This window comes from Wenyingzhuangia aestuarii (genome assembly GCF_011927765.1).
Taxonomy (GTDB): domain Bacteria; phylum Bacteroidota; class Bacteroidia; order Flavobacteriales; family Flavobacteriaceae; genus Wenyingzhuangia; species Wenyingzhuangia aestuarii.
On record NZ_JAATJG010000002.1, the window covers coordinates 115,544 to 135,192 of the forward strand.

At 29.8% G+C, this 19,649-nt stretch carries 20 protein-coding genes and 1 other RNA gene; 18 read left to right on the forward strand and 3 right to left on the reverse strand.

Features of this window, described 5'->3' with window-relative positions; genetic code table 11:
- Positions 1-10 precede the first annotated feature (10 nt).
- Complete coding sequence (locus GGR97_RS02435; RefSeq protein WP_167896837.1) at positions 11-1,699, reverse strand: M23 family metallopeptidase; 1,689 nt, start codon at positions 1,697-1,699, stop codon at positions 11-13.
- Positions 1,700-1,863: 164 nt separating this feature from the next.
- On the opposite strand from GGR97_RS02435, the gene GGR97_RS02440 reads away from it, so the two are divergent.
- From GGR97_RS02440 to rny, 4 genes are all read left to right on the forward strand, one after another.
- Positions 1,864-2,154, forward strand: a complete 291-nt coding sequence (locus GGR97_RS02440) for a hypothetical protein (RefSeq protein WP_167896838.1) — start codon at positions 1,864-1,866, stop codon at positions 2,152-2,154.
- A gap of 12 nt (positions 2,155-2,166) precedes the next feature.
- Entirely contained in the window at positions 2,167-2,463 is a 297-nt protein-coding gene (locus tag GGR97_RS02445; protein ID WP_167896839.1) for a cell division protein ZapA, read from the forward strand.
- A gap of 51 nt (positions 2,464-2,514) precedes the next feature.
- Positions 2,515-2,621: non-coding RNA, 6S RNA (gene ssrS, locus GGR97_RS02450), on the forward strand.
- Positions 2,622-2,674: 53 nt separating this feature from the next.
- Positions 2,675-4,237 (forward strand): ribonuclease Y, encoded by a 1,563-nt coding sequence (gene rny, locus GGR97_RS02455; RefSeq protein WP_167896840.1) that lies wholly within the window; start codon positions 2,675-2,677, stop codon positions 4,235-4,237.
- A gap of 86 nt (positions 4,238-4,323) precedes the next feature.
- On the opposite strand, the gene xerD is transcribed toward rny, so the two are convergent.
- Both xerD and GGR97_RS02465 read right to left on the reverse strand, forming a co-directional pair.
- Positions 4,324-5,226: a site-specific tyrosine recombinase XerD gene (xerD, locus tag GGR97_RS02460; protein ID WP_167896841.1), complete on the reverse strand. Its 903-nt coding sequence runs from the start codon at positions 5,224-5,226 to the stop codon at positions 4,324-4,326.
- Between the two features lie 566 nt (positions 5,227-5,792).
- Positions 5,793-6,170, reverse strand: coding sequence for an HU family DNA-binding protein (locus tag GGR97_RS02465; RefSeq protein WP_167896842.1), 378 nt, complete (start codon positions 6,168-6,170; stop codon positions 5,793-5,795).
- A gap of 552 nt (positions 6,171-6,722) precedes the next feature.
- On the opposite strand from GGR97_RS02465, the gene aroQ reads away from it, so the two are divergent.
- From aroQ to GGR97_RS02535, 14 genes are all read left to right on the forward strand, one after another.
- Complete coding sequence (aroQ, locus tag GGR97_RS02470; protein ID WP_167896843.1) at positions 6,723-7,139, forward strand: type II 3-dehydroquinate dehydratase; 417 nt, start codon at positions 6,723-6,725, stop codon at positions 7,137-7,139.
- Between the two features lie 11 nt (positions 7,140-7,150).
- A complete protein-coding gene (locus tag GGR97_RS02475) occupies positions 7,151-8,002 on the forward strand; it encodes an ABC transporter permease (RefSeq protein ID WP_167896844.1) in 852 nt (283 codons plus the stop codon).
- Positions 8,003-8,050: 48 nt separating this feature from the next.
- The gene (locus GGR97_RS02480; protein ID WP_167896845.1) at positions 8,051-8,413 is read left to right on the forward strand and encodes a four helix bundle protein; all 363 of its coding nucleotides are present in this window, start codon (positions 8,051-8,053) and stop codon (positions 8,411-8,413) included.
- 4 nt (positions 8,414-8,417) lie between these two features.
- On the forward strand, positions 8,418-9,770 hold the full coding sequence (locus GGR97_RS02485; RefSeq protein ID WP_167897031.1) for an ABC transporter ATP-binding protein: 1,353 nt from the start codon (positions 8,418-8,420) through the stop codon (positions 9,768-9,770).
- On the forward strand, positions 9,763-10,626 hold the full coding sequence (locus GGR97_RS02490; protein WP_167896846.1) for a hypothetical protein: 864 nt from the start codon (positions 9,763-9,765) through the stop codon (positions 10,624-10,626). Before GGR97_RS02485 ends, GGR97_RS02490 begins: the two co-directional genes overlap by 8 nt.
- Positions 10,627-11,520 (forward strand): glycosyltransferase, encoded by an 894-nt coding sequence (locus GGR97_RS02495; protein ID WP_167896847.1) that lies wholly within the window; start codon positions 10,627-10,629, stop codon positions 11,518-11,520.
- The gene (locus GGR97_RS02500; protein ID WP_167896848.1) at positions 11,520-12,551 is read left to right on the forward strand and encodes a glycosyltransferase family A protein; all 1,032 of its coding nucleotides are present in this window, start codon (positions 11,520-11,522) and stop codon (positions 12,549-12,551) included. The genes GGR97_RS02495 and GGR97_RS02500 overlap by 1 nt, the downstream gene beginning before the upstream one ends.
- Positions 12,548-13,627: a glycosyltransferase family 2 protein gene (locus tag GGR97_RS02505; protein ID WP_167896849.1), complete on the forward strand. Its 1,080-nt coding sequence runs from the start codon at positions 12,548-12,550 to the stop codon at positions 13,625-13,627. Before GGR97_RS02500 ends, GGR97_RS02505 begins: the two co-directional genes overlap by 4 nt.
- Positions 13,614-14,750 carry a glycosyltransferase family 4 protein gene (locus tag GGR97_RS02510; RefSeq protein WP_245229439.1) on the forward strand — a complete coding sequence of 379 codons (1,137 nt, stop codon included), beginning with the start codon at positions 13,614-13,616 and terminating at the stop codon, positions 14,748-14,750. The genes GGR97_RS02505 and GGR97_RS02510 overlap by 14 nt, the downstream gene beginning before the upstream one ends.
- On the forward strand, positions 14,731-15,681 hold the full coding sequence (locus tag GGR97_RS02515; protein ID WP_167896850.1) for a glycosyltransferase family 10 domain-containing protein: 951 nt from the start codon (positions 14,731-14,733) through the stop codon (positions 15,679-15,681). Before GGR97_RS02510 ends, GGR97_RS02515 begins: the two co-directional genes overlap by 20 nt.
- Positions 15,682-15,683: 2 nt before the next feature.
- Positions 15,684-16,604: a glycosyltransferase gene (locus tag GGR97_RS02520; protein ID WP_167896851.1), complete on the forward strand. Its 921-nt coding sequence runs from the start codon at positions 15,684-15,686 to the stop codon at positions 16,602-16,604.
- Between the two features lie 4 nt (positions 16,605-16,608).
- Positions 16,609-17,766 carry an acylneuraminate cytidylyltransferase gene (locus tag GGR97_RS02525; protein ID WP_167896852.1) on the forward strand — a complete coding sequence of 386 codons (1,158 nt, stop codon included), beginning with the start codon at positions 16,609-16,611 and terminating at the stop codon, positions 17,764-17,766.
- A gap of 129 nt (positions 17,767-17,895) precedes the next feature.
- Positions 17,896-18,771 carry an N-acetylneuraminate synthase family protein gene (locus tag GGR97_RS02530; protein WP_167896853.1) on the forward strand — a complete coding sequence of 292 codons (876 nt, stop codon included), beginning with the start codon at positions 17,896-17,898 and terminating at the stop codon, positions 18,769-18,771.
- 6 nt (positions 18,772-18,777) lie between these two features.
- Entirely contained in the window at positions 18,778-19,599 is an 822-nt protein-coding gene (locus tag GGR97_RS02535) for a polysaccharide pyruvyl transferase family protein (RefSeq protein WP_167896854.1), read from the forward strand.
- Positions 19,600-19,649: the final 50 nt, after the last annotated feature.

The window sequence follows — 19,649 nt, forward strand, 5'->3', positions numbered from 1 at the left end:
ACAGATAGGTTTATTTGGTAAAGTTAGCTTCAAAAGTTTGCGTATTGCCTAGCAAATCTTCAATCTTTAGTTTAAATATATGTTTTTTACCCGTAGATTCTAAATCATTTAGATCAAAAGTAAGTCTATTTTTTTTAGGTTCATACTCCATTAAAATCCATTGATCATCTACGGTAGCATAATAGTTTTTAATTCCTGTTTCGTTATCTTTTATATGAATGTACAAAGATTTGTGTTTGCTAATGTTTTGATGGTTGTAGAAACTAGGTTTGTATATTTTAGGAGCAATGCTGTCGTATTTTAAATAGAAATCTCCTAAGTATTTGGTATTGGCGTATATTTTGTTTTCCTTTTTATAGGTAGTTACATAGTTGTAATATTTCCCGCTTTTTTGAGCAAAATAGACATGCTTTTTTTGATGAGCACTTAAACTATCTGTAAAATAGGTTAAGGTATAGTTTTTATCAAGCGGTAATTCAGGTTTGTGAACTGTTATTTGATCACCTTTATACTTGTAGTCTATGTACGTGTCTTGATAAAAAGTGTTTGTAGGAAAACGAATTTCGGACAAACCTTGTTTAAAAACCGTGTATTTGTTTTGGGGTACAAAGTAGGGTGTTTTTGTGTTTTCTTGAACAATGGGAATGATAGACTTGTTTCCTTTTATAGGAATTCTAAGAATGGTTTGGTTGTTGGCAATGTCTTTGGCAATAATTTCAATTCTAAAATAATCGTTTTCTTGAACGGTTAAATAGCCTTTTTTAATAGCCTGTTTGTAAATAGATAGCTTGTTTGCTTTTTCAATATAAGTTTTTTGGAACTTTCTATATTTCTGTTTGTAGTAAGGATAATCAATTAAGAGGTTGATGTATTTACTCTCATCAAAAGCAAAGGTTTCTAAGTTGTGATAATAAATCAAAGTGTCGTTTACATGCATTTCTATACTGTAAACACCATTTTTATTAAAAGGAGCGTGATTTAATAAGTCGTGGGTTCTTACAGAAAGGCCAATTTTTCCAATGGCATTAATTTCATCGGCTACATATAAATTGTTGTTAATTTTTTTGATTTGCACTTCTTGTGCTACAGGTATTTGATTGATAGCCGATTTTTCTCCAAAAGGAGTCGCTCTTAACCCTCTAAAAATTGGAGGAATATTATCGGTAACTTGGTAGCCAAAAAGTAAAGGGTTGATGATTTTTTTGGTTCGGGTATCTCTAATTTCAAAATGTAAATGTGGAGCGGTAGAACCCCCTGTGTTTCCAGAGTAGGCTATCACTTCATCTTTAGCAATAGGAAGTGCTGTTTTACTTGGGAATAGTTGAATTTCAAAAGATTCTTTTTTGTATTGCTGAGCCTTTACATAAGCTTCTATTTTGGGACTAAATTTTTTTAAATGACCGTACACAGTGGTGTAGCCATTAGGGTGGGTTACATACAATGCTTTTCCGTAGCCCCACAGCGAAACTTTAATTCTAGAAACATACCCTTCTTTAGCTGTGTGCACTTTTTTACCCTCTACAGCCTGTGTTTTAATATCAATACCAGAGTGGAAGTGATTGGTTCTTAATTCTCCAAAAGTACCTGCCAAAATAATAGGAATGTCTAATGGATTTCTAAAGTCGTTTTGTGGGTACTTTTGTTGCCCAAAAGATAAAGAAATACCTAAGAATAGTAGAATGTAGCTTATTTTTTTCAAAAAGATAGATTTTATGAACTCACAAAAATAAAGGAATATCTTAAAAAAGACCCATAAAACTCTGAGAAACAAAACAAACAACGAATTTTGCAATTAAGTCTTTAAAAAGTTGGAATTCACAATAACAATGCTATTTTTGTAAGTATTGTTTTAGCAATGATAATATGAGAAGTCAACAAGAAATTATAGCCAGTTTAGAGGCTAATATTGAACAGCTTCTGGAACGCTACGAGTTTTTACAAAAAGAAAACGAAATTTTGTCTAATAGCAATTTTGAATTGCAACAAAGTCAAAGAGGTCTTCAAGACGAAATAGCATTTTACAAAGAAGAACTTCACGTATTAAAAATAGCTAAAACATTAGGAGGCAGTGAAGGATATAAGAAAGATACGAAAGCTAAAATTGATTTTTTAGTTGCTGAAATAGATAAATGTATTCAAGAATTAAATACATAAGTTCTTTTGAAAATGGCTGATAGTTATAAAATTAATGTTGCAATTGGAGGTAGAAATTACCCAATATCTGTTTCTTCTACAGTAGAAGAACAAGGGGTAAGAGCGGCAGCAAGCAAGATTAATAAGTTAATTTCTGATTACGAAAGTAATTATGCAGTTAACGATAAACAAGACGTATTAGCTATGTGTGCATTGCAGTTTGCATCGGTCATAGAGGTGAACAAAGTGATGAAAGAAGAAGAAAATGAAGCAAATATTACTAAAATTTCAAAAATAAATAGTAAATTAGAATCGTATTTAAACAAATAAAGTTCTTTACATAAAATAAAAACACTGCCTACTTTGGTTTTCGTTTGATAAACTCAACACTATATCTTTAAAAAGGATGAGTCTATTGTGTTAAAGCGTGCTGTCTAGAACAGATACTTGATCACATAGTTAGTTCTAAAAAATGTCTTTTGGAGTTTATAAAACTAACCTCAGTAGGTTTTTTTATATATATCAAATTTTACTAAAACAAATGAATAGTACAGCTATAATACTAATTGCAATTGGAGGTCTATTATTAGGATATCTTTTAGCAAAAATGCTAGAGAAGTTTAAGGCTTCTCAAATTCTTAAAAATGCAGAAAAAGAATCGGCTTCATTAATAAAAGAAGCTAAATTAACAGCAGAGACTGTTAAAAAAGATAAAATTCTTCAAGCAAAGGAGAAGTTTATCGAACTAAAGGCAGAGCACGAAAAAGTGATTTTGTCAAGAGATAAAAAAATATCTGATGCTGAAAAGCGTGTTAAGGACAAAGAGTCTACTTTAAATAAAGAGATAGATAAGAATAAGAGATTAAACAAAACTATTGAAGAAAAAGAGGCGGATTACAACTACAGATTAGAGATTTTAGAGAAAAAACAAATTGAGGTTGATAAACTTCACAAGAAACAAGTTGATATTTTAGAATCTGTTTCAGGATTGTCTGCAGAAGATGCTAAAATTCAATTAGTAGACTCTTTAAAAGCCGAAGCTAAGACAGATGCAATGGCTTATATACGTGATACCATTGAAGAAGCAAAATTAACTGCTGAACAAGATGCACGTAAAGTTATTTTAAATACCATTCAGAGAGTTGGAGTAGAACAATCTATAGAAAACTGTGTATCTGTATTTAACATTGAATCTGACGATGTAAAAGGACGTATTATTGGTCGTGAAGGTAGAAACATTAGAGCGATAGAAGCAGCTACAGGTGTAGAGATTATTGTAGATGATACACCAGAAGCGATTATTTTATCTTGTTTTGATCCTGTGCGTAGAGAAATTGCTCGTTTGTCTTTACATAAATTAGTAACAGATGGTCGTATTCACCCTGCTAGAATTGAAGAGGTGGTTGAAAAGACCGAGAAACAAATTACACAAGAAATTATTGAGGTTGGTAAGCGTACCGTTATAGATTTAGGAATTCACGGATTACACCCTGAGTTGATTAAAACTGTGGGACGTATGAAGTTCCGTTCTTCTTATGGACAAAACTTGTTACAGCACTCTAGAGAAGTTGCAAACTTGTGTGGATTGATGGCTGCTGAATTAGGATTGAATGTAAAAGCAGCTAAAAGAGCTGGTTTATTACACGATATTGGTAAGGTGCCAGATACAGAAAGTGAATTACCACACGCAATTTTAGGAATGCAGTGGGCTGAGAAATATGGTGAAAAACCAGATGTGTGTAATGCCATTGGAGCACACCACGACGAAATTGAAATGAAAACCATGATTGCCCCTATTGTTCAGGTGTGTGATGCTATTTCAGGAGCAAGACCAGGAGCAAGACGTCAAGTCTTAGACTCTTATATTCAGAGATTAAAAGATTTAGAAGATTTAGCTTTTGGATTTAATGGAGTACAAAAAGCCTATGCCATTCAGGCAGGACGTGAATTACGTGTCTTGGTAGAAAGTGGAAAAGTAAGTGATGAGCAGGCAGCTGAATTGTCATTTAACATTTCTCAAAAAATACAAACAGAAATGACTTATCCAGGTCAGGTGAAAATTACTGTAATTCGTGAAACGAGAGCTGTAAATGTGGCCAAATAAACTTATCAACAATCGTTGTATTGTTTATAACTAATGAATATAAAGCCGATTTTAGAAATTTCTAAAATCGGCTTTTTTTAATATCACTACTCACTATTCTTAGCCCTAGGATGGTATTTATTCACAACTTCGGTAAGCTTGGTTTTGTCTATGTGTAAGTAGATTTCTGTAGTGGTAATACTTTCATGCCCTAATAAGGCTTGAATCACTGTTAAATCGGCACCACCATTTAATAAATGTGTAGCAAAAGAATGTCTAAACGTGTGTGGACTAATTTTCTTTTTAAGGTTTATTTTTTCTGCGAGTTGCTTTATGATGGTAAAAATCATGACTCGTGTGAGTTGATTTCCTCTTCTGTTTAAAAACAAAATGTCTTCCTGTCCTTTGTTAGGAGGGTTTACATTTCTTTCGGTATTTATATAGTTTGTAAGGATGTTTTCTGTAAATAGGTTGGTGGGAACTAAACGTTGTTTGTTTCCTTTTCCGGTAACTTTAATAAATCCTTCGTCAAAGTACAAATCAGAAATTTTTAGGTTGATGAGTTCGCTTACACGCAAACCACATCCGTATAGGGTTTCTAAAATAGCTCTGTTTCGTTCTCCTTGCGGATGCGATAGATCGATGGCATCAATAAGATTGTTGATTTCTTCTTCGGATAAAGTATCGGGTAATTTTAAGCCTATTTTGGGAGATTCTATGAGTTCCATAGGATTGTGATCTCGGTACTTTTCAATTAGTAAATAGTCAAAAAAAGAAGATAGTCCTGAGATTAATCTAGCTTGTGATCTTGCTTTGTGTGTTTTGGAGTAGTTATATAGAAAGTTTTGTATGTCAGGAGCAAGTATGTTTACAGGACTAAGGTCTGTTTCTTTAAGAAAATCAGCTAACTTTTTACAGTCTCTTTTGTAGTTTACAATGGTGTTTTCTGCTAAACCTTTTTCTATAAGCAGGTATTGAGTAAAATCTTTAATGTAATGGTTCCAGTTCATAGGTGGGTAAAAATAAGAAATATAAACTCAGATGTTGGCTGCTAAATCGCAAATATTGCTAGGTTCATCCATGTTGGTAGTAGTGAGGTATAGGTTGTATTTGTTTGTTTTGTAAGGTGTGTTTTTAGACCAATAATCACAAATTCAATCAATGAACCCTAAATAAAATTGCACAAATTATATTTATAGTTTAATTTTAGGGTAGATTCGCTGTAACGAATCGAGGTTTTTTAGTTGCTAAAAAGTCTAAACTCAATAGAAAAAGGGTGCTAGTCCAGCTTTTATTGAGTTTTTTTTAGGTCTATAAACAAGGTGATTATCCACTTTTTTGATTGTTTTTACAACCGCACCGTTGAATTTATTTTTTGCAACGTTACTTTTGTGAAAGAGCAAAGGTGCAGTTGGAGTGTTTGAGCATTGAAGTTGTTTAAAAGCAACGTTTCTTTTTGGTTGCTCAAGCGGTGGATTTTAATGTGGTTAAGGATAAAAAAAATCCCCGACTGCTGTAACAATCGAGGTTTTTTAGTGCTATAAAGCCAAAACGCTATAAAAAAAGGGTGCTAGTCCTATTTTAAGGTAAAACTTACATTTTTTAACATGTTGCGTAGTTTTACATCGGGCCTAAAATTTAAATGAGCCGATTTAACGGTACTTGCTGTCACTTCTTTTTCCGTTTCAGACGGAAAGGAACGTATACCTACTTGAAAGGAGCCTAGCTTGTTTAGTTTTACAATTTTTCCTTGTTCTAATTCGTCCACAATGTTGTGAACCAAAGAAAGTATTACAGCATAACAGTCGGCTTCTCTTACCGTACTTTGGTTAGAGACTAAATAAGCCAATCGTTCTAAATCAGTAGTTCCTGTTGCTACTGCTTGTGCATAAAATTTTTTTTCCGCGGTCAGGTCTTGCGGGTTGGTCTTTTGTAAGGGTTTAATTCTTACCATATTACATAAAGTTTATGAATTTCACTCTTTTGAGTGGTCTCCACAATAGGTGTTGACATTTATAAAGTTAAAAAAGATGTTTTTTTAGACTCAAAAATCAATGTACAAGTTATTGACTTTTTTTTTTGTTATTCTATTGTTCAATTGTGTACTCTTTTTTTGAACTCTATTTTCATTCTAGCCCCTTATTTTATTGGGGATTGCTATTTTACTAACATAAGTTATCTGTGTGTTGTAAATGCATATATTAAAAAGTTATCAACAAAATAACAATCAGTCTTTTAAGTATTCACACTTAAAAAATAGACCTAAAAATAAAAAAAATGCTTATTGTTGATTGTTAGAGCTTTATAGTTTTGTTGAAAAGTACTAAAACTTGTTATTATGGTCTTTGTTAGGAAGTTTGATTGAAATAAGGTGCTTGGAGTTAGTGTAGAAGAAGTTTGGTTGATGGCTCTAAAAAATATCAATTTATTTACATGGATATTATGGGATGTTTGATAGAATGCCCCTGTTTTTTCTTACTTTTGGCATTATCCATATGCTATTCTAATGAAACTATTAATTTTAAACGGACCTAACTTAAACTTGTTAGGGAAACGAGAACCGGAAATTTACGGAACTGAAACTTTTGAGCAATATTTTGAAAATTTAAAAATAAAGTATTCGGATGTTGAGTTAACGTATTTCCAGTCGAATAGTGAAGGAGCTATAGTAGATAAAATTCACGAAGTAGGTTTTTCTTACGATGGAATTGTGATGAATGCGGGAGCTTATACCCATACTTCTGTAGCCATTGCCGATGCGGTTAGTGGTGTAACAACACCTGTGGTAGAAGTTCATATTTCTAACACACACCAAAGAGAAGCTTTTAGACATAAATCTTTTTTATCTCCCGTATGCAAAGGAGTAATTTTAGGTTTTGGTTTAAAAAGTTATGAATTGGGAATTGAGAGTTTTATAAAGTAAAATAGAATAAATTGGATAAGAATAAAGATTGGTTATACGAAATAACCCCCAAAAACAATCTGTTTGACCTTAACTTAAAAGAAGTTTGGCGTTACAGAGATTTACTGTTTCTATTTGTTAAGAGAGATGTTGTTACGGTATACAAGCAAACTATTTTAGGTCCTTTGTGGTATTTAATTCAGCCTTTGTTTACTTCGGTAATTTTCACGTTAATTTTTAATACCATAGCTAAAATAGATACGGGTGGAATTCCCCCATTCTTATTCAATTTAGCAGGAGTAACTAGCTGGAATTATTTTAGAGAATGTTTAACAGCTACAGCCGATACCTTTAAAAAGAACCAAGCCATTTTTGGAAAGGTTTATTTCCCAAGAATTATTATGCCTATGTCAGTGGTTTTATCCAACTTAATGAAGTTTGGAATTCAAATAGGGATTTTAATCGCTTTTTATATCTTTTACGTTGCAAGTGGTAGTTTGATCAGACCTACTATTTATATACTAACCTTTCCTTTGGTAATTTTATGTATGGCTATGTTAGGATTGGGCTTAGGGATGATTATTTCTTCTATGGTAACTAAATATAGAGATTTAACCTTTTTAGTTTCTTTTGGTGTACAGTTGTTAATGTATGTGTCCTTAGTAAATTTACCTTACAAAGAATTTAAAGAAAGAGGTTATGAATGGGCGGTAGATTACAATCCTATGGCACACATCATAGAATTTAGTAGGTATGTTTTATTAGGGGAAGGAACTGTGAGTTATTTTGGTGTTCTTTATACTGTTGCAACTAGTTTGGTTGTTTTCTTTTTAGGAATTGTGATTTTTAATAGAACAGAAAAAACGTTTATAGATACGATATAATCAGTTATCGGTTTTAGGTTAACCGTTTTGTGTTTAAAATTAATTACAATGAAGAGTTATAAAGATTTAGAAGTTTATAATATTGCTTTTGAGTTGGCTATAAAAGTTCATAACATAACTTTAGAGCTACCCAAATATGAGGTATATGAGCAAGGAAGTCAGCTTAGACGATCTTCTAAAAGTATTAAAGATAATATTGCAGAAGGATATGGAAGAAGAAAATACAAAGCTGATTTTATAAAGTTTTTAATTTATGGACATGCATCTTTATTAGAATGTAAATCTCAATTAGAAATGATTGAGGAATTGTATGATATAAAAGAGATCAGTGTTTTGATTAAAGAATATGATGTACTTGGGGCAAAATTATATACGTTTATAAGCTATGTTGAAAATAACTGGAAAAGCTAAAGTAATGGAAAAAAAAACAGGAAACCAACAACCTATAACGGAGAACAGTCAACAGATAACCGTTAACGGAGATCAGTCAACAGACATCATTCTAAAAGTTGAAAACATATCTAAACAATATAGGTTAGGTACTTTGGGTACAGGAACCATAAGTCACGATTTAAACAGATGGTGGCATCAAATTAGAGGGAAAGAAGATCCCTATTTAAAGATAGGAGAAACCAATGATCGTTCTACCAAAGGAGAGTCTGAATATGTATGGGCCTTAAAAGATATTTCTTTTGAGGTAAAAAGAGGTGAAGTCTTAGGAATTATAGGAAAGAACGGTGCTGGAAAATCTACTTTGTTAAAAATTTTATCAAAAGTAACAGGACCTACTACAGGGAGCATAAAAACTAAAGGTAGAATAGCCTCGTTGTTAGAGGTAGGAACTGGATTTCATCCAGAAATGACAGGACGTGAAAATGTGTACTTAAATGGTGCCATTTTAGGAATGACCAAAAAAGAAATCAATGTTAAAATTGATGAAATTATTGCTTTTTCTGGTTGTCAAAGGTATATTGATACTCCAACCAAACGTTATTCAAGTGGTATGACTGTTCGTTTGGCTTTTGCCGTAGCAGCTTTTTTAGAACCTGATATTTTAATCGTAGATGAAGTATTAGCAGTTGGAGATGCTGAGTTCCAGAAAAAAGCCATTGGAAAGATGCAAGACATTTCTGACAGTGACGGGAGAACCGTATTGTTTGTGAGTCATAATATGGCTGCTGTAAAAAGTTTGTGTACAAAGAGTGTCGTATTAAACAATGGAGAGGTAGTTTTTAATGGTGATGTACATGAAGGTGTGAGTTTTTATTCCGATATGTTTTCAAAAGAACTACAAGAAGGAGCTAAAATAAAAGCCTTTTCAGATAAAGTATCAGTTGAGAAAATAATAATAAATAAAGGAGATAAGCAGCTAACAACTGGATGTTCTTTATTTATTGGAGATAAAATTACATTCAAATTTACTTTATTAATAAATTCAATAACGGAGGGACTTTGTATTTCTTTGGATATACTTAATAAAAATGAAGAGTTTATAGCTCATATATCACATGAAGACGGTGAGATAGTTTTTGAACCAGTGTATGAAAGCGGAAAAATTGAAGTAAAATTTACAACGGATAAGTTATTTTTTATCCCAGATATTTATAGCTTCAATTTATGGATTGGACAATTTCAAATTACTACATTATATACTATGAAGAATGTTTTTTCATTTGTCTTAGAAGAAGGAGAGTTAGTCAAAAGGACAAAAGCATTACCAAGACATTCGAAATTTTTTTTAAACACAAAATGGGAAATAAATGATTAAAGTTAGCTATTTAGTATCATATGATTATGCAATGTTTCATACATCAGTTAAGTTAATATATGACTATGTGGATAAAATCATTATTGCTATTGATAAAGATTATAAAACCTGGAGTGGTAATACTTTTGTAATACCCGATTCTTTTTTTGAAGAAGTTAAAAAAAATGATTTCAAAAATAAGATAGAAATTTATAGAGATTCGTTTTACAATTCTAATTTTTCTCCAATGGAGAATGAAACAATTGAAAGAAATAAAATCTTAAAAAAATTAGGTTACGGGTGGAAGATTCAATTAGATGTTGATGAATATATTTATGATTTTAAAAAAGTTGCAAAATATTTAAATAAATATTGGTTTTTATGCTTGTTTCCCAAAATTACTCCAATTTGTTTTCGAGGGAAATGGATAACATTATATAAAGAATTACCTGATGGATATTTATATATTGATAATGGAGAAACATTTCCATTTATTACAAATCAAAATAAAAATAATTGGGCTCGTTTTAGTGGCCCAAAAGTTAGAAACATAAATCCTAATATTTCTGTAATACATCAATCATGGGCTAGAGCAGACAATGAAATTTTACAAAAAATAAATAATTGGGGGCATAGAGATGATTTTGATACAGAAAAATATTTTAATTTATGGAAATCAATTAACAGTGATAATTATATAGAGTTTAAAAACATTCACCCATTAAGTCCTTCTATATGGAATAGATTAAATTTTTTAGCTTCAAATTCAATTACAGAATTTATTGATAATTATAGCGCTACAAATACGCAACAAATAAAATCAATTGATAAAAAATACTTTATAACAGCAATATTTAATAAATTAAAAATTAAATAAATGTTAGCAATAGTAATACCATATTTTAAATTGACTTTTTTTGAAGAAACAATACAGTCTTTAGTAAATCAAAAAAATAAAATTTTTACAGTTTATATAGGTAATGATGCTAGCCCCGAATGCCCTAAAGAATTATTAGATAAATATAAAAATGAGTTAAATTTTAAGTACAAAAAATTTCCAGCGAATTTAGGTGGCTCATCTTTAGTAAAGCAATGGGATCGTTGTATCGATTTAATTGAGGATGAAGAATGGATAATGATACTTGGAGATGATGATATTTTAGGAGAAAATGTAGTTGCTGAGTTTTATAAGAATATTAAAGAAATAGAAAAACAAAATATTAATGTAGTTAGATATGCTACTAATAAGATAAATGAAAAAAATGATATTACTTCTATTCTGTATCAACATCCTGTTATAGAGAAATCTACAGATTTTATATTTCGAAGTAGTAGAAGTTCCTTGAGTGAATATATTTTTAAGAAAGAGCAAATTAGTAAAGTTAAATTTAAAGAATTTCCTTTAGCTTGGTATTCAGATATTTTGGCAGTTTTAGAATTCTCTAATTTTAAAAATGTGTATTCAATAACCAATGCCATTGTTTATGTTAGGATTTCAGATATTAGTATTAGTGGACAACAAAACAATCAAGAAGATAAAAATAATGCAAGATTTAAGTATTATTATTATTTGTTAAAAAAGAAAAATGTTTTCTTTTCTAAAGCACAAAATGTTTTATTGTTAAATATGTTAAACAAAACATACATTAATAATAAAAAGAATGTTTTTTTTTTATTAAAGGCATTATATATACATATTTCTGTGTTTTATTTTTTTTATATTATTCATTTTTTTAGAGATATTATAAAATCAATTAAAACACGAAATTGATGCGTAAAGGAGAAAATATATCTAAAGATGTTTTAATAGAGACGAGTGAATCGTCGCATCGAGTAATTATTCCATTGTATATACCAAATGAAGAGGAGTATTATAAAGAAGCTTATAAAATATTTGAAATATGTTTGTTTTCAATACTTAAAACAAGTACTAGTATATTAAAAGTTTCAGTTATAAGTAATGGTTCATGTAACTCAGTAAATCAGAAATTGTTAAAGTTACAGGTAGAAGACTATATAGATGAATTAATTATTGAAAAAGAATCCATAGGAAAGATTAATAGTATATTAAAAGTATTAAGAACTGCGGAAGAAAGGTTAATTACCATAACCGATGCAGATGTATTGTTTTGTAATGGTTGGGAAGATGCAGTTGTTAATGTATTTGAAGCATTTCCAAAAGCAGGAGCTGTTTGTCCTGTACCCGTTTTTAGAAAACATTTAAGTTTAACATCTAATATCTGGTTACGCTATATGTTCTCTAAAAGATTATATTTTAGACCCGTTAAAAATTCTAAGGCATTAACACGTTTTGCTAATAGTATAGGGTGGCCATGGTTAGATGAAAAATGGAAAGATGTTATAGGTACTATACAAGCAAAAAATGGAACAATAGCTGTTCTTGGGTGTTCGCACTTTGTAGCGACTTACAAAAAAGAGGTTTTTGAAAAATTACCGAGGAAAAATTCTATATATAAATTAGGAGGGGATAGTGAGTTTAAATATACAGATCAACCGGTGCTAAAGAAAGGAGGTTATAGATTATCAACTTATGATAATTATGCATATCATATAGGTAATAAATTAGACAATTTTATATTAGAAGAGTATAAAAAGTTAAAAATGAATTCTAATAAAATTAATGAAGATTATTCAACTTTAACTAAATTGAAAAACAATAGTGTAGAATATTTTATATCGGAATTCATCATTCAGAAAATATTTTATTTCAGAATCATAAAAAAAATGATATTTAGAAATAAAGGTTTGAGTGAACATCAATACAGAAATTTTACTACATGATCACAATAGCTTTAACATATAGAAATAGAGATATCATAAGTGTTGAGAAATGCTTAAACTCTTTGGCAAATCAAACTATAAAGAATTTTATAGTATATCTAGTTGATTATGGAAGTCATCAGCAATATCAATCATTACTAAAAAAATTAGTATCTAAATATTCATTTATTGAGCTAATTCAGGTACCTACTCAAAATCAGTTATGGAATAAAAGCAGAGCTATAAATATAGCTTTAAAAAAATGCCATACAGAATTTTTTGTAATGGGAGATATAGATTTATTATATCATCCTAATTTTTTAAACAAAGGAGTCGAACTTGCTAAAAAGTTTGATGCTGTTTATTTTAGATATGGGTTTTTAAATAAAGAAGAATCTCAAACAAATAAAGAATTTATAGAGTATAAGATTGATTATTTTGGAGACGAGAAAGGAACAGGAACCAATATTTATAAGACAGATGTTTTAAAAGATATAAATGGATATGATGAATTTTATCATGGTTGGGGTGCAGAAGACACAGATGTTCATTTAAGGTTAAAGAATGCAGGTTATAGTATTCGTTATTATGATAATGAAATATTGGTCAAGCATATTTACCACCCTAAGACCTATAGATCAAAAAAGAGTAAAGAACCTTTTCATAGTGGTTTAGAAAAAATAAACCATCATTATATGTTACATCATCAAGATTTAGATGTAACAAAAGCCAATTTAAAATATAATTGGGGTAGTTTACCTACGCAAAAACAAATAGAGCTAATAAAGGATCCATTAGATACTTTTTCTATTTCTAATAAAAAAGAGGACGTTGATGCTTTTGTAATAGGAGTATTACCACAATTAAATAAACCATTAGAAATACATATAGAAAAAGATGAAAAAACACATCTAATAAAAAATTCAATAAAAAGGATATTAAAAAAGAAGTATGTACAGTTTTATAGTTTAGAGGCTATTAACAATAAGGTTTTAGATCAATTAATCTCTAGTCAGCGTTTGTCTTTATACCGTTATGAAATAGATTGGGATTTGGAAAAAATAACTTTAAAAATAATTCCACTTGAAAGCAAATAAAAAAATATTAATGGTTTCTATGCCCACATTACATTTTTTTCGTTGGGCTAATCAATTAAAAGATAGTGGTTATGAAGTGTTCTGGTTTGATATAACTGGGATGAGTGCTTATGTAGAGAAGATTAATTGGATTCATCAAAAAATAGATTGGAAGCTTAAATGGAATTATCCAAAGAGAAACTTTGTGAAAAAGAGGTTCCCAGGCATATATGATTTTATTCAAAAAAAAAATGAAAAAGATACAGCCGTTGAGTTTGAACGCTATTTAAATGAAGTAAAACCTGATATTGTGCATAGTTTTGCCTTATATGTTTCATGCGCACCTATTATTGATGTGATGGAAAAGTACGTTCATCAAAAATGGATTTATTCTTCATGGGGAAGCGACTTGTTTTATTTCCAAAATTTCCCAGAATATTTAAAAGATATCAAACGTATTTTGCCACGTATTAATTATTTGTTTACCGATTGCAAGCGTGATTATAACATAGCAAAAGAATACGGTTTTAAAGGTGAGTTTTTGGGAGTGTTCCCTGGTGGTGGTGGATTTGATATAGCAAAAATGGAAACTTATAGAGAACCCATACCTAGTAGAAAAACAATTTTAATTAAAGGTTTTCAAGGTCGTTCAGGTAGGGCTATACCCGTTTTTAAAGCGTTAGAAAGACTAAAAAATCAACTTATAGATTTTCAGATTGTTGTTTTTGGAACGGATCCTGAAGCTTTTCAATACCTAGAATCATCAGTATTAAATCATTGGGAGAATTTTAATGTTATTGGAAAAATTTCTCATGATGAAGTATTGCAATTAATGGGTAAAGCATTAATATATGTTGGTAATAGTAATTCAGATGGAATGCCAAATACTTTATTAGAAGCTCTTTGCTTGGGAGCGTTCCCCATACAATCAAACCCAGGAGGTGTTACAGAAGAAGTAATTAATCATGGAAAAAATGGTTGTTTAATAGAAGATTGTGAAAATATTTCTGAAATTAAAAGTATTTTAGAAAAGACAATAATAGAAGTGAAATTTAAGAATACAGATAGCTTTCCAAAAATTGATTATGATTTTAAAAACATTCAGCAACAAGTAATTTTAATTTATGAACATAAAATTATATAGAGCATCTTCTCTAAAATATACGCCTTTTGATGATTTTGTAGAAGGTGATCTAGATTATTTAAAGGAAAAAGGGATAATGATGACTTCTTCTCTTAAAGAAGCGGATGTAATAGTGTCTCAAAATACAAAACATTTTAAAAAATATTTTTTTAAAGCTTTGTTTGGAAAAAAACTATTAATCTGGACTACAGAGCCTAGATTTTGCAAAGTGTTTACATCTAAAACTAAGTTATTGGGGTTGGTAGATTGTAATATTATGAATTTGTATACCCAAGACATATTCATAAACAGTATTTCCATTCATTGTTATTTAATAAATAAGAGCTTAAAACCATTAGATAATGATTTTAAGTTTAATTCTAAAAAAACAATAGCATTAATGTCTTACTATAAAGGAATAAATGCTGCTCCATTCATAAGAAATGGAGAAAATATAGACTTAATAGCATTACGTTCTAAAATAGCATTAGAAGGAGCTAAATTGGGAAGTATTGATGTGTTTGGAAAAGGATGGCCTTCTGGAATCTCTAAAGAAGATTCTAGGGATGGTGCTTGGGGCGTGAGAAAACCAGAATTATTAAAAAATTATAATTTTAATTTTTGTTTTGAAAATACGGCTACTCATAATTATATGACAGAAAAGATATGGGACAGTATATCTAATTATTGCCTCCCAATTTATTATGGGAAACATACAAATGCTTATAGTTTATTTCCTGAAAATAGTTTTATAGACTATTCTAAATTTAATTCACCTAAAGAATTATTTGATTATATAGACAATATGAGTTCAGAAGAATTTGTTTGCAGAATGAATAAATGTATTGATGTATACAATCATATAAGTTCTCAAAACCCTGAATTGGCAAAAAAAGAAAGAAAAAAAGTTCTTGATAAAATAGTAGAAAAAGTAAAATTAATGTGTCACTAATTATGGTAAAAGACCAATTAAATACAGTTAGTGTTTTTATGTTAGTTTACAATCAGGAACAATATATAGAACAAACAATTTTATCTGTGCTAAATCAGAAAACATCTTTTCCTTTTAATCTAGTAATAGGAGAGGATTGTAGTACTGATAATACTTTAAGAATAATTAAAACACTAAAAAATAAATATCCACATAAAATTAAACTTCTTAAATCTAAGAATAATATTGGATTAATTCATAATTTCGTTAGAACCGTTAAAGAATGTGATGGCGAATATATTGCAATTTGTGATGGTGATGATTATTGGATTGATGAATACAAACTTCAAAAACAAGTAAAATTTTTAGAGGAAAATAAAGATCATTCAATTGTTTTTACAAATAAAAAAAACCTCTTTAGCGATGGTAATTTGATAGAGTCTAAAGATGAGAAACCAGAAACCTCTGACTTTAAAGATTTAATAAAAGGAAATTATATAGCATCTGTAACAGTTCTTTTTAGAAATAAAATAAGAAATTTAACCATACCAGAATGGTTTCTTAAATACCCATATGGAGATTGGCCTTTATATTTATTAATTATTAATGATGGTTCTAAAATTAAATATCTTAATGAGTATACAGCCATATATAGAACAGATATTGGTGTTTCATCAAAACTTAGAAAAAATATAAGTGATATAACTAAGGTTAATTTAAATATCTTAAAAGATGTATATGATGATGTTTTTTTTAGTAAACGCAAAGCGAGTATTAAGAAAAGTATTATAGAACATGAAATAAAGCTAATGACGAGTTTAAATAGAGAAAAAAAATATGGGAGTTCATGCTATCAATATTTACAATTAATTCCTAAAAGTAATGTAATTGATTTGACGAACAAATATCTGTATTCTCTGAAATTAAGTATTATTAGAAAATAAAATAATGAAAAAAACAGCAATCATACCTTTACGCAAAGGCTCTAAAAGTATCATCGGTAAAAACAAACGTAAAATGGTTGGAAGACCTTTGTTTACGTGGGTTTTAAAAGAAGCTATTTTTTCTAATTTAGACGAAGTAATTGTTTTTACAGACGATCTAACCATTATAGAATTTATAGAAAAAGAATATACATGGACACCTAAAGTAAAAGCAATTCTTAGAAATGATGAAAATGCAAACGACACAGCTTCTACAGAAAGTGTGCTTTTAGAGTTTAGTGAGTTAGTAAATTATAAGTATGATATCTTATGCTTACTACAAGCAACCTCTCCGTTAACAACTTCGGAGTCTATTAATGATTGCTTAAATTCAATTGTAGAAAAAAAATATGATGCCTCTTTAACCGTTGTTAACACACATCGTTTTACATGGAATACAAACGGAACACCACAAAATTATGATGTGTTTAATAGACCAAGAAGACAAGATTTTGAGGGCTTATTAATAGAGAATGGAGCTGTTTATTGTACAACTAAAACTGCTTTTATAAATTCAAAAAATAGGGTAAGTGGTAAAATTAAATTGGTTTACATGCCAGAAGATTCTTTGGTTGAAATAGATTCAATGACTGATTGGTTAATTGTAGAAGAGTTATTAATAAACAGACTTAAAAAGCAAAAAAACACAAATAAAATTACACACGTAGTCTTAGATGTAGACGGAGTATTTACAGACGGAACTGTCAGTTTTACAAAAGATGGAGAGCATACCAAAAGCTTTGATATGAGAGATGGTATGGGCTTAGAAATATTACGTGGTCTTGGCATAGAAGTTTTAGTAATGACTTCTGAAAAATCGGAATTGGTAGCAGCACGAATGAAAAAATTACAAATAGATCAAGTGTATTTAGGTGTAAAAGATAAGTTTGCTTTATTACAACAAATAAGACAAGAAAAACAAATAACTTTAGGTAATATAGCTTATGTAGGAGATGATGTTAATGACCTAGCAAATATATGTAGCGTTGGTTGGTCTATAGCTCCTTACAATGCAACCAATATTGTAAAACAAAACGCAGACACAGTTCTTACTAAAAACTCTGGGAGCGGTGCTATTAGAGAAGCCTGTGAGTTTATCTTAAATTACAACAAGCGTTTTTAAAAAAAGTAATACTATCAAATAAATATTTAAAATATTCTAAAAGTAATCCTGACAATAAGTTTCTGTTATTTTCTAATAAAAGGGTTTGCGCTCAGGTAAGAAAAGAATATTTTTGAAAAAACTAATAACATGACTCAAAAGTTTGAACAACCATTTGTGATTGCTGAAATAGGATGTAACCATAAAGGAGATATGTCCATTGCAAAAGAATTAATAAAAGTAGCTAAAATATTTTGTGATGTAGATGCTGTAAAGTTTCAAAAGCGTAATAATAAAGAGTTACTTACGGAAGAACAATATAACCAACCACATCCAAATCCATCAAATTCTTATGGAGAAACTTATGGATTACACAGAGAGTTTTTAGAGTTTTCTGTAGAACAACACGCTGAGTTGAAAGAATATTGTGAGGAAATAGGGGTTGTTTATTCAACGTCTGTTTGGGATGTAACTTCTGCAAAAGAAATTGCTTCTTTAAACCCAACATTTATTAAAATTCCATCAGCATGCAATAACAATTATGAAATGCTAGGTTGGATTTGTGAAAATTACTCAGGAGAGATTCATGTATCTACAGGAATGACTACAAAAGATGAAATTGATACATTAATTCAGTTTTTTGTAAATCACAAAAGAAATAAAGATGTTGTTCTGTACAATTGTACATCAGGATACCCAGTACCTTTTAAAGATGTATGTTTGCTAGATATTTTAAAGCTTAAAGAAAAATATGAAGATTTGGTAAAACACATTGGTTTTTCAGGTCATCATTTAGGGATAGCGGTTGATGTTGCTGCATACACTTTGGGAGCACCTATTATAGAGCGTCATTACACGTTAGATAGAACTTGGAAAGGGACAGACCATGCAGCATCGTTAGAGCCAATGGGCTTACGTAAGTTAACTAGAGATTTAAAAGCTGTGCACGATGCATTAGCTTATAAAAGTCAAGATATTTTACCTATTGAGGTTCCGCAGAGAACAAAATTAAAAAACAAAAAATAGTAGTTTATGCTGTTTTCAAATAAAATACGTCTTTTTTGGTGGAATGAAATTAAAATACAAGGTAAATCTTTTGAAAACTATGGAGATTTAGTTGGGAGATATCTTGTAGAGAAAATTGCTAAAAAAGAAGTCGTTTGGGTAAAGCCAAAAAATTTTTCAATCTTAAATTGGTTTTGTCCTATTTATGTAACAGTAGGAAGTATTTTAACACATATTACTAACAATTGTATTGTTTGGGGAAGTGGTATTATTGCAAAACAATATGCAATACCAAATGCTAAATTCTTAGCTGTTAGAGGTCCACAGACAAGAGCCCATTTATTGGATCAAGGATATAAGGTTCCAGAAGTTTACGGAGATCCTGCACTTTTATTACCCAATTATTATTCTCCTAAAGTAGAGAAAAAATATAAGTATGGAATTATTCCACATTATAATGATATGACTATTGTTAAAAATTGGTATAAGAATGATGAAAATGTGTGTATTATTGATTTAATGACGAATAATGTTGAAGCTAAGACGGATGAGATTTATAGTTGCGAAAAAATAATATCTTCATCTTTACACGGAATCATCATTGCTCACGCATATGGAATTCCGGCAGTATGGCAACAATTTTCTGATAAGGTTTTTGGAGATGCTATCAAATATCAAGACTACATGGAGTCAGTAGCTATTAATTTTTACAAACCCACAATAAGAACTGCTCCATTTACTTTGGAAGAATTAGAGGAGTTGTTTGAAAAAAATCCAGTATTGCCACAAAAGAACAAAATAGAAAGTTTGAAAAAAGGATTAATGGAAGTTTGTCCTTTTAAAAGCTAAATTATTTTTAGTTATACATAATAAACACAAGTTTTAAATAAAAGAATTAA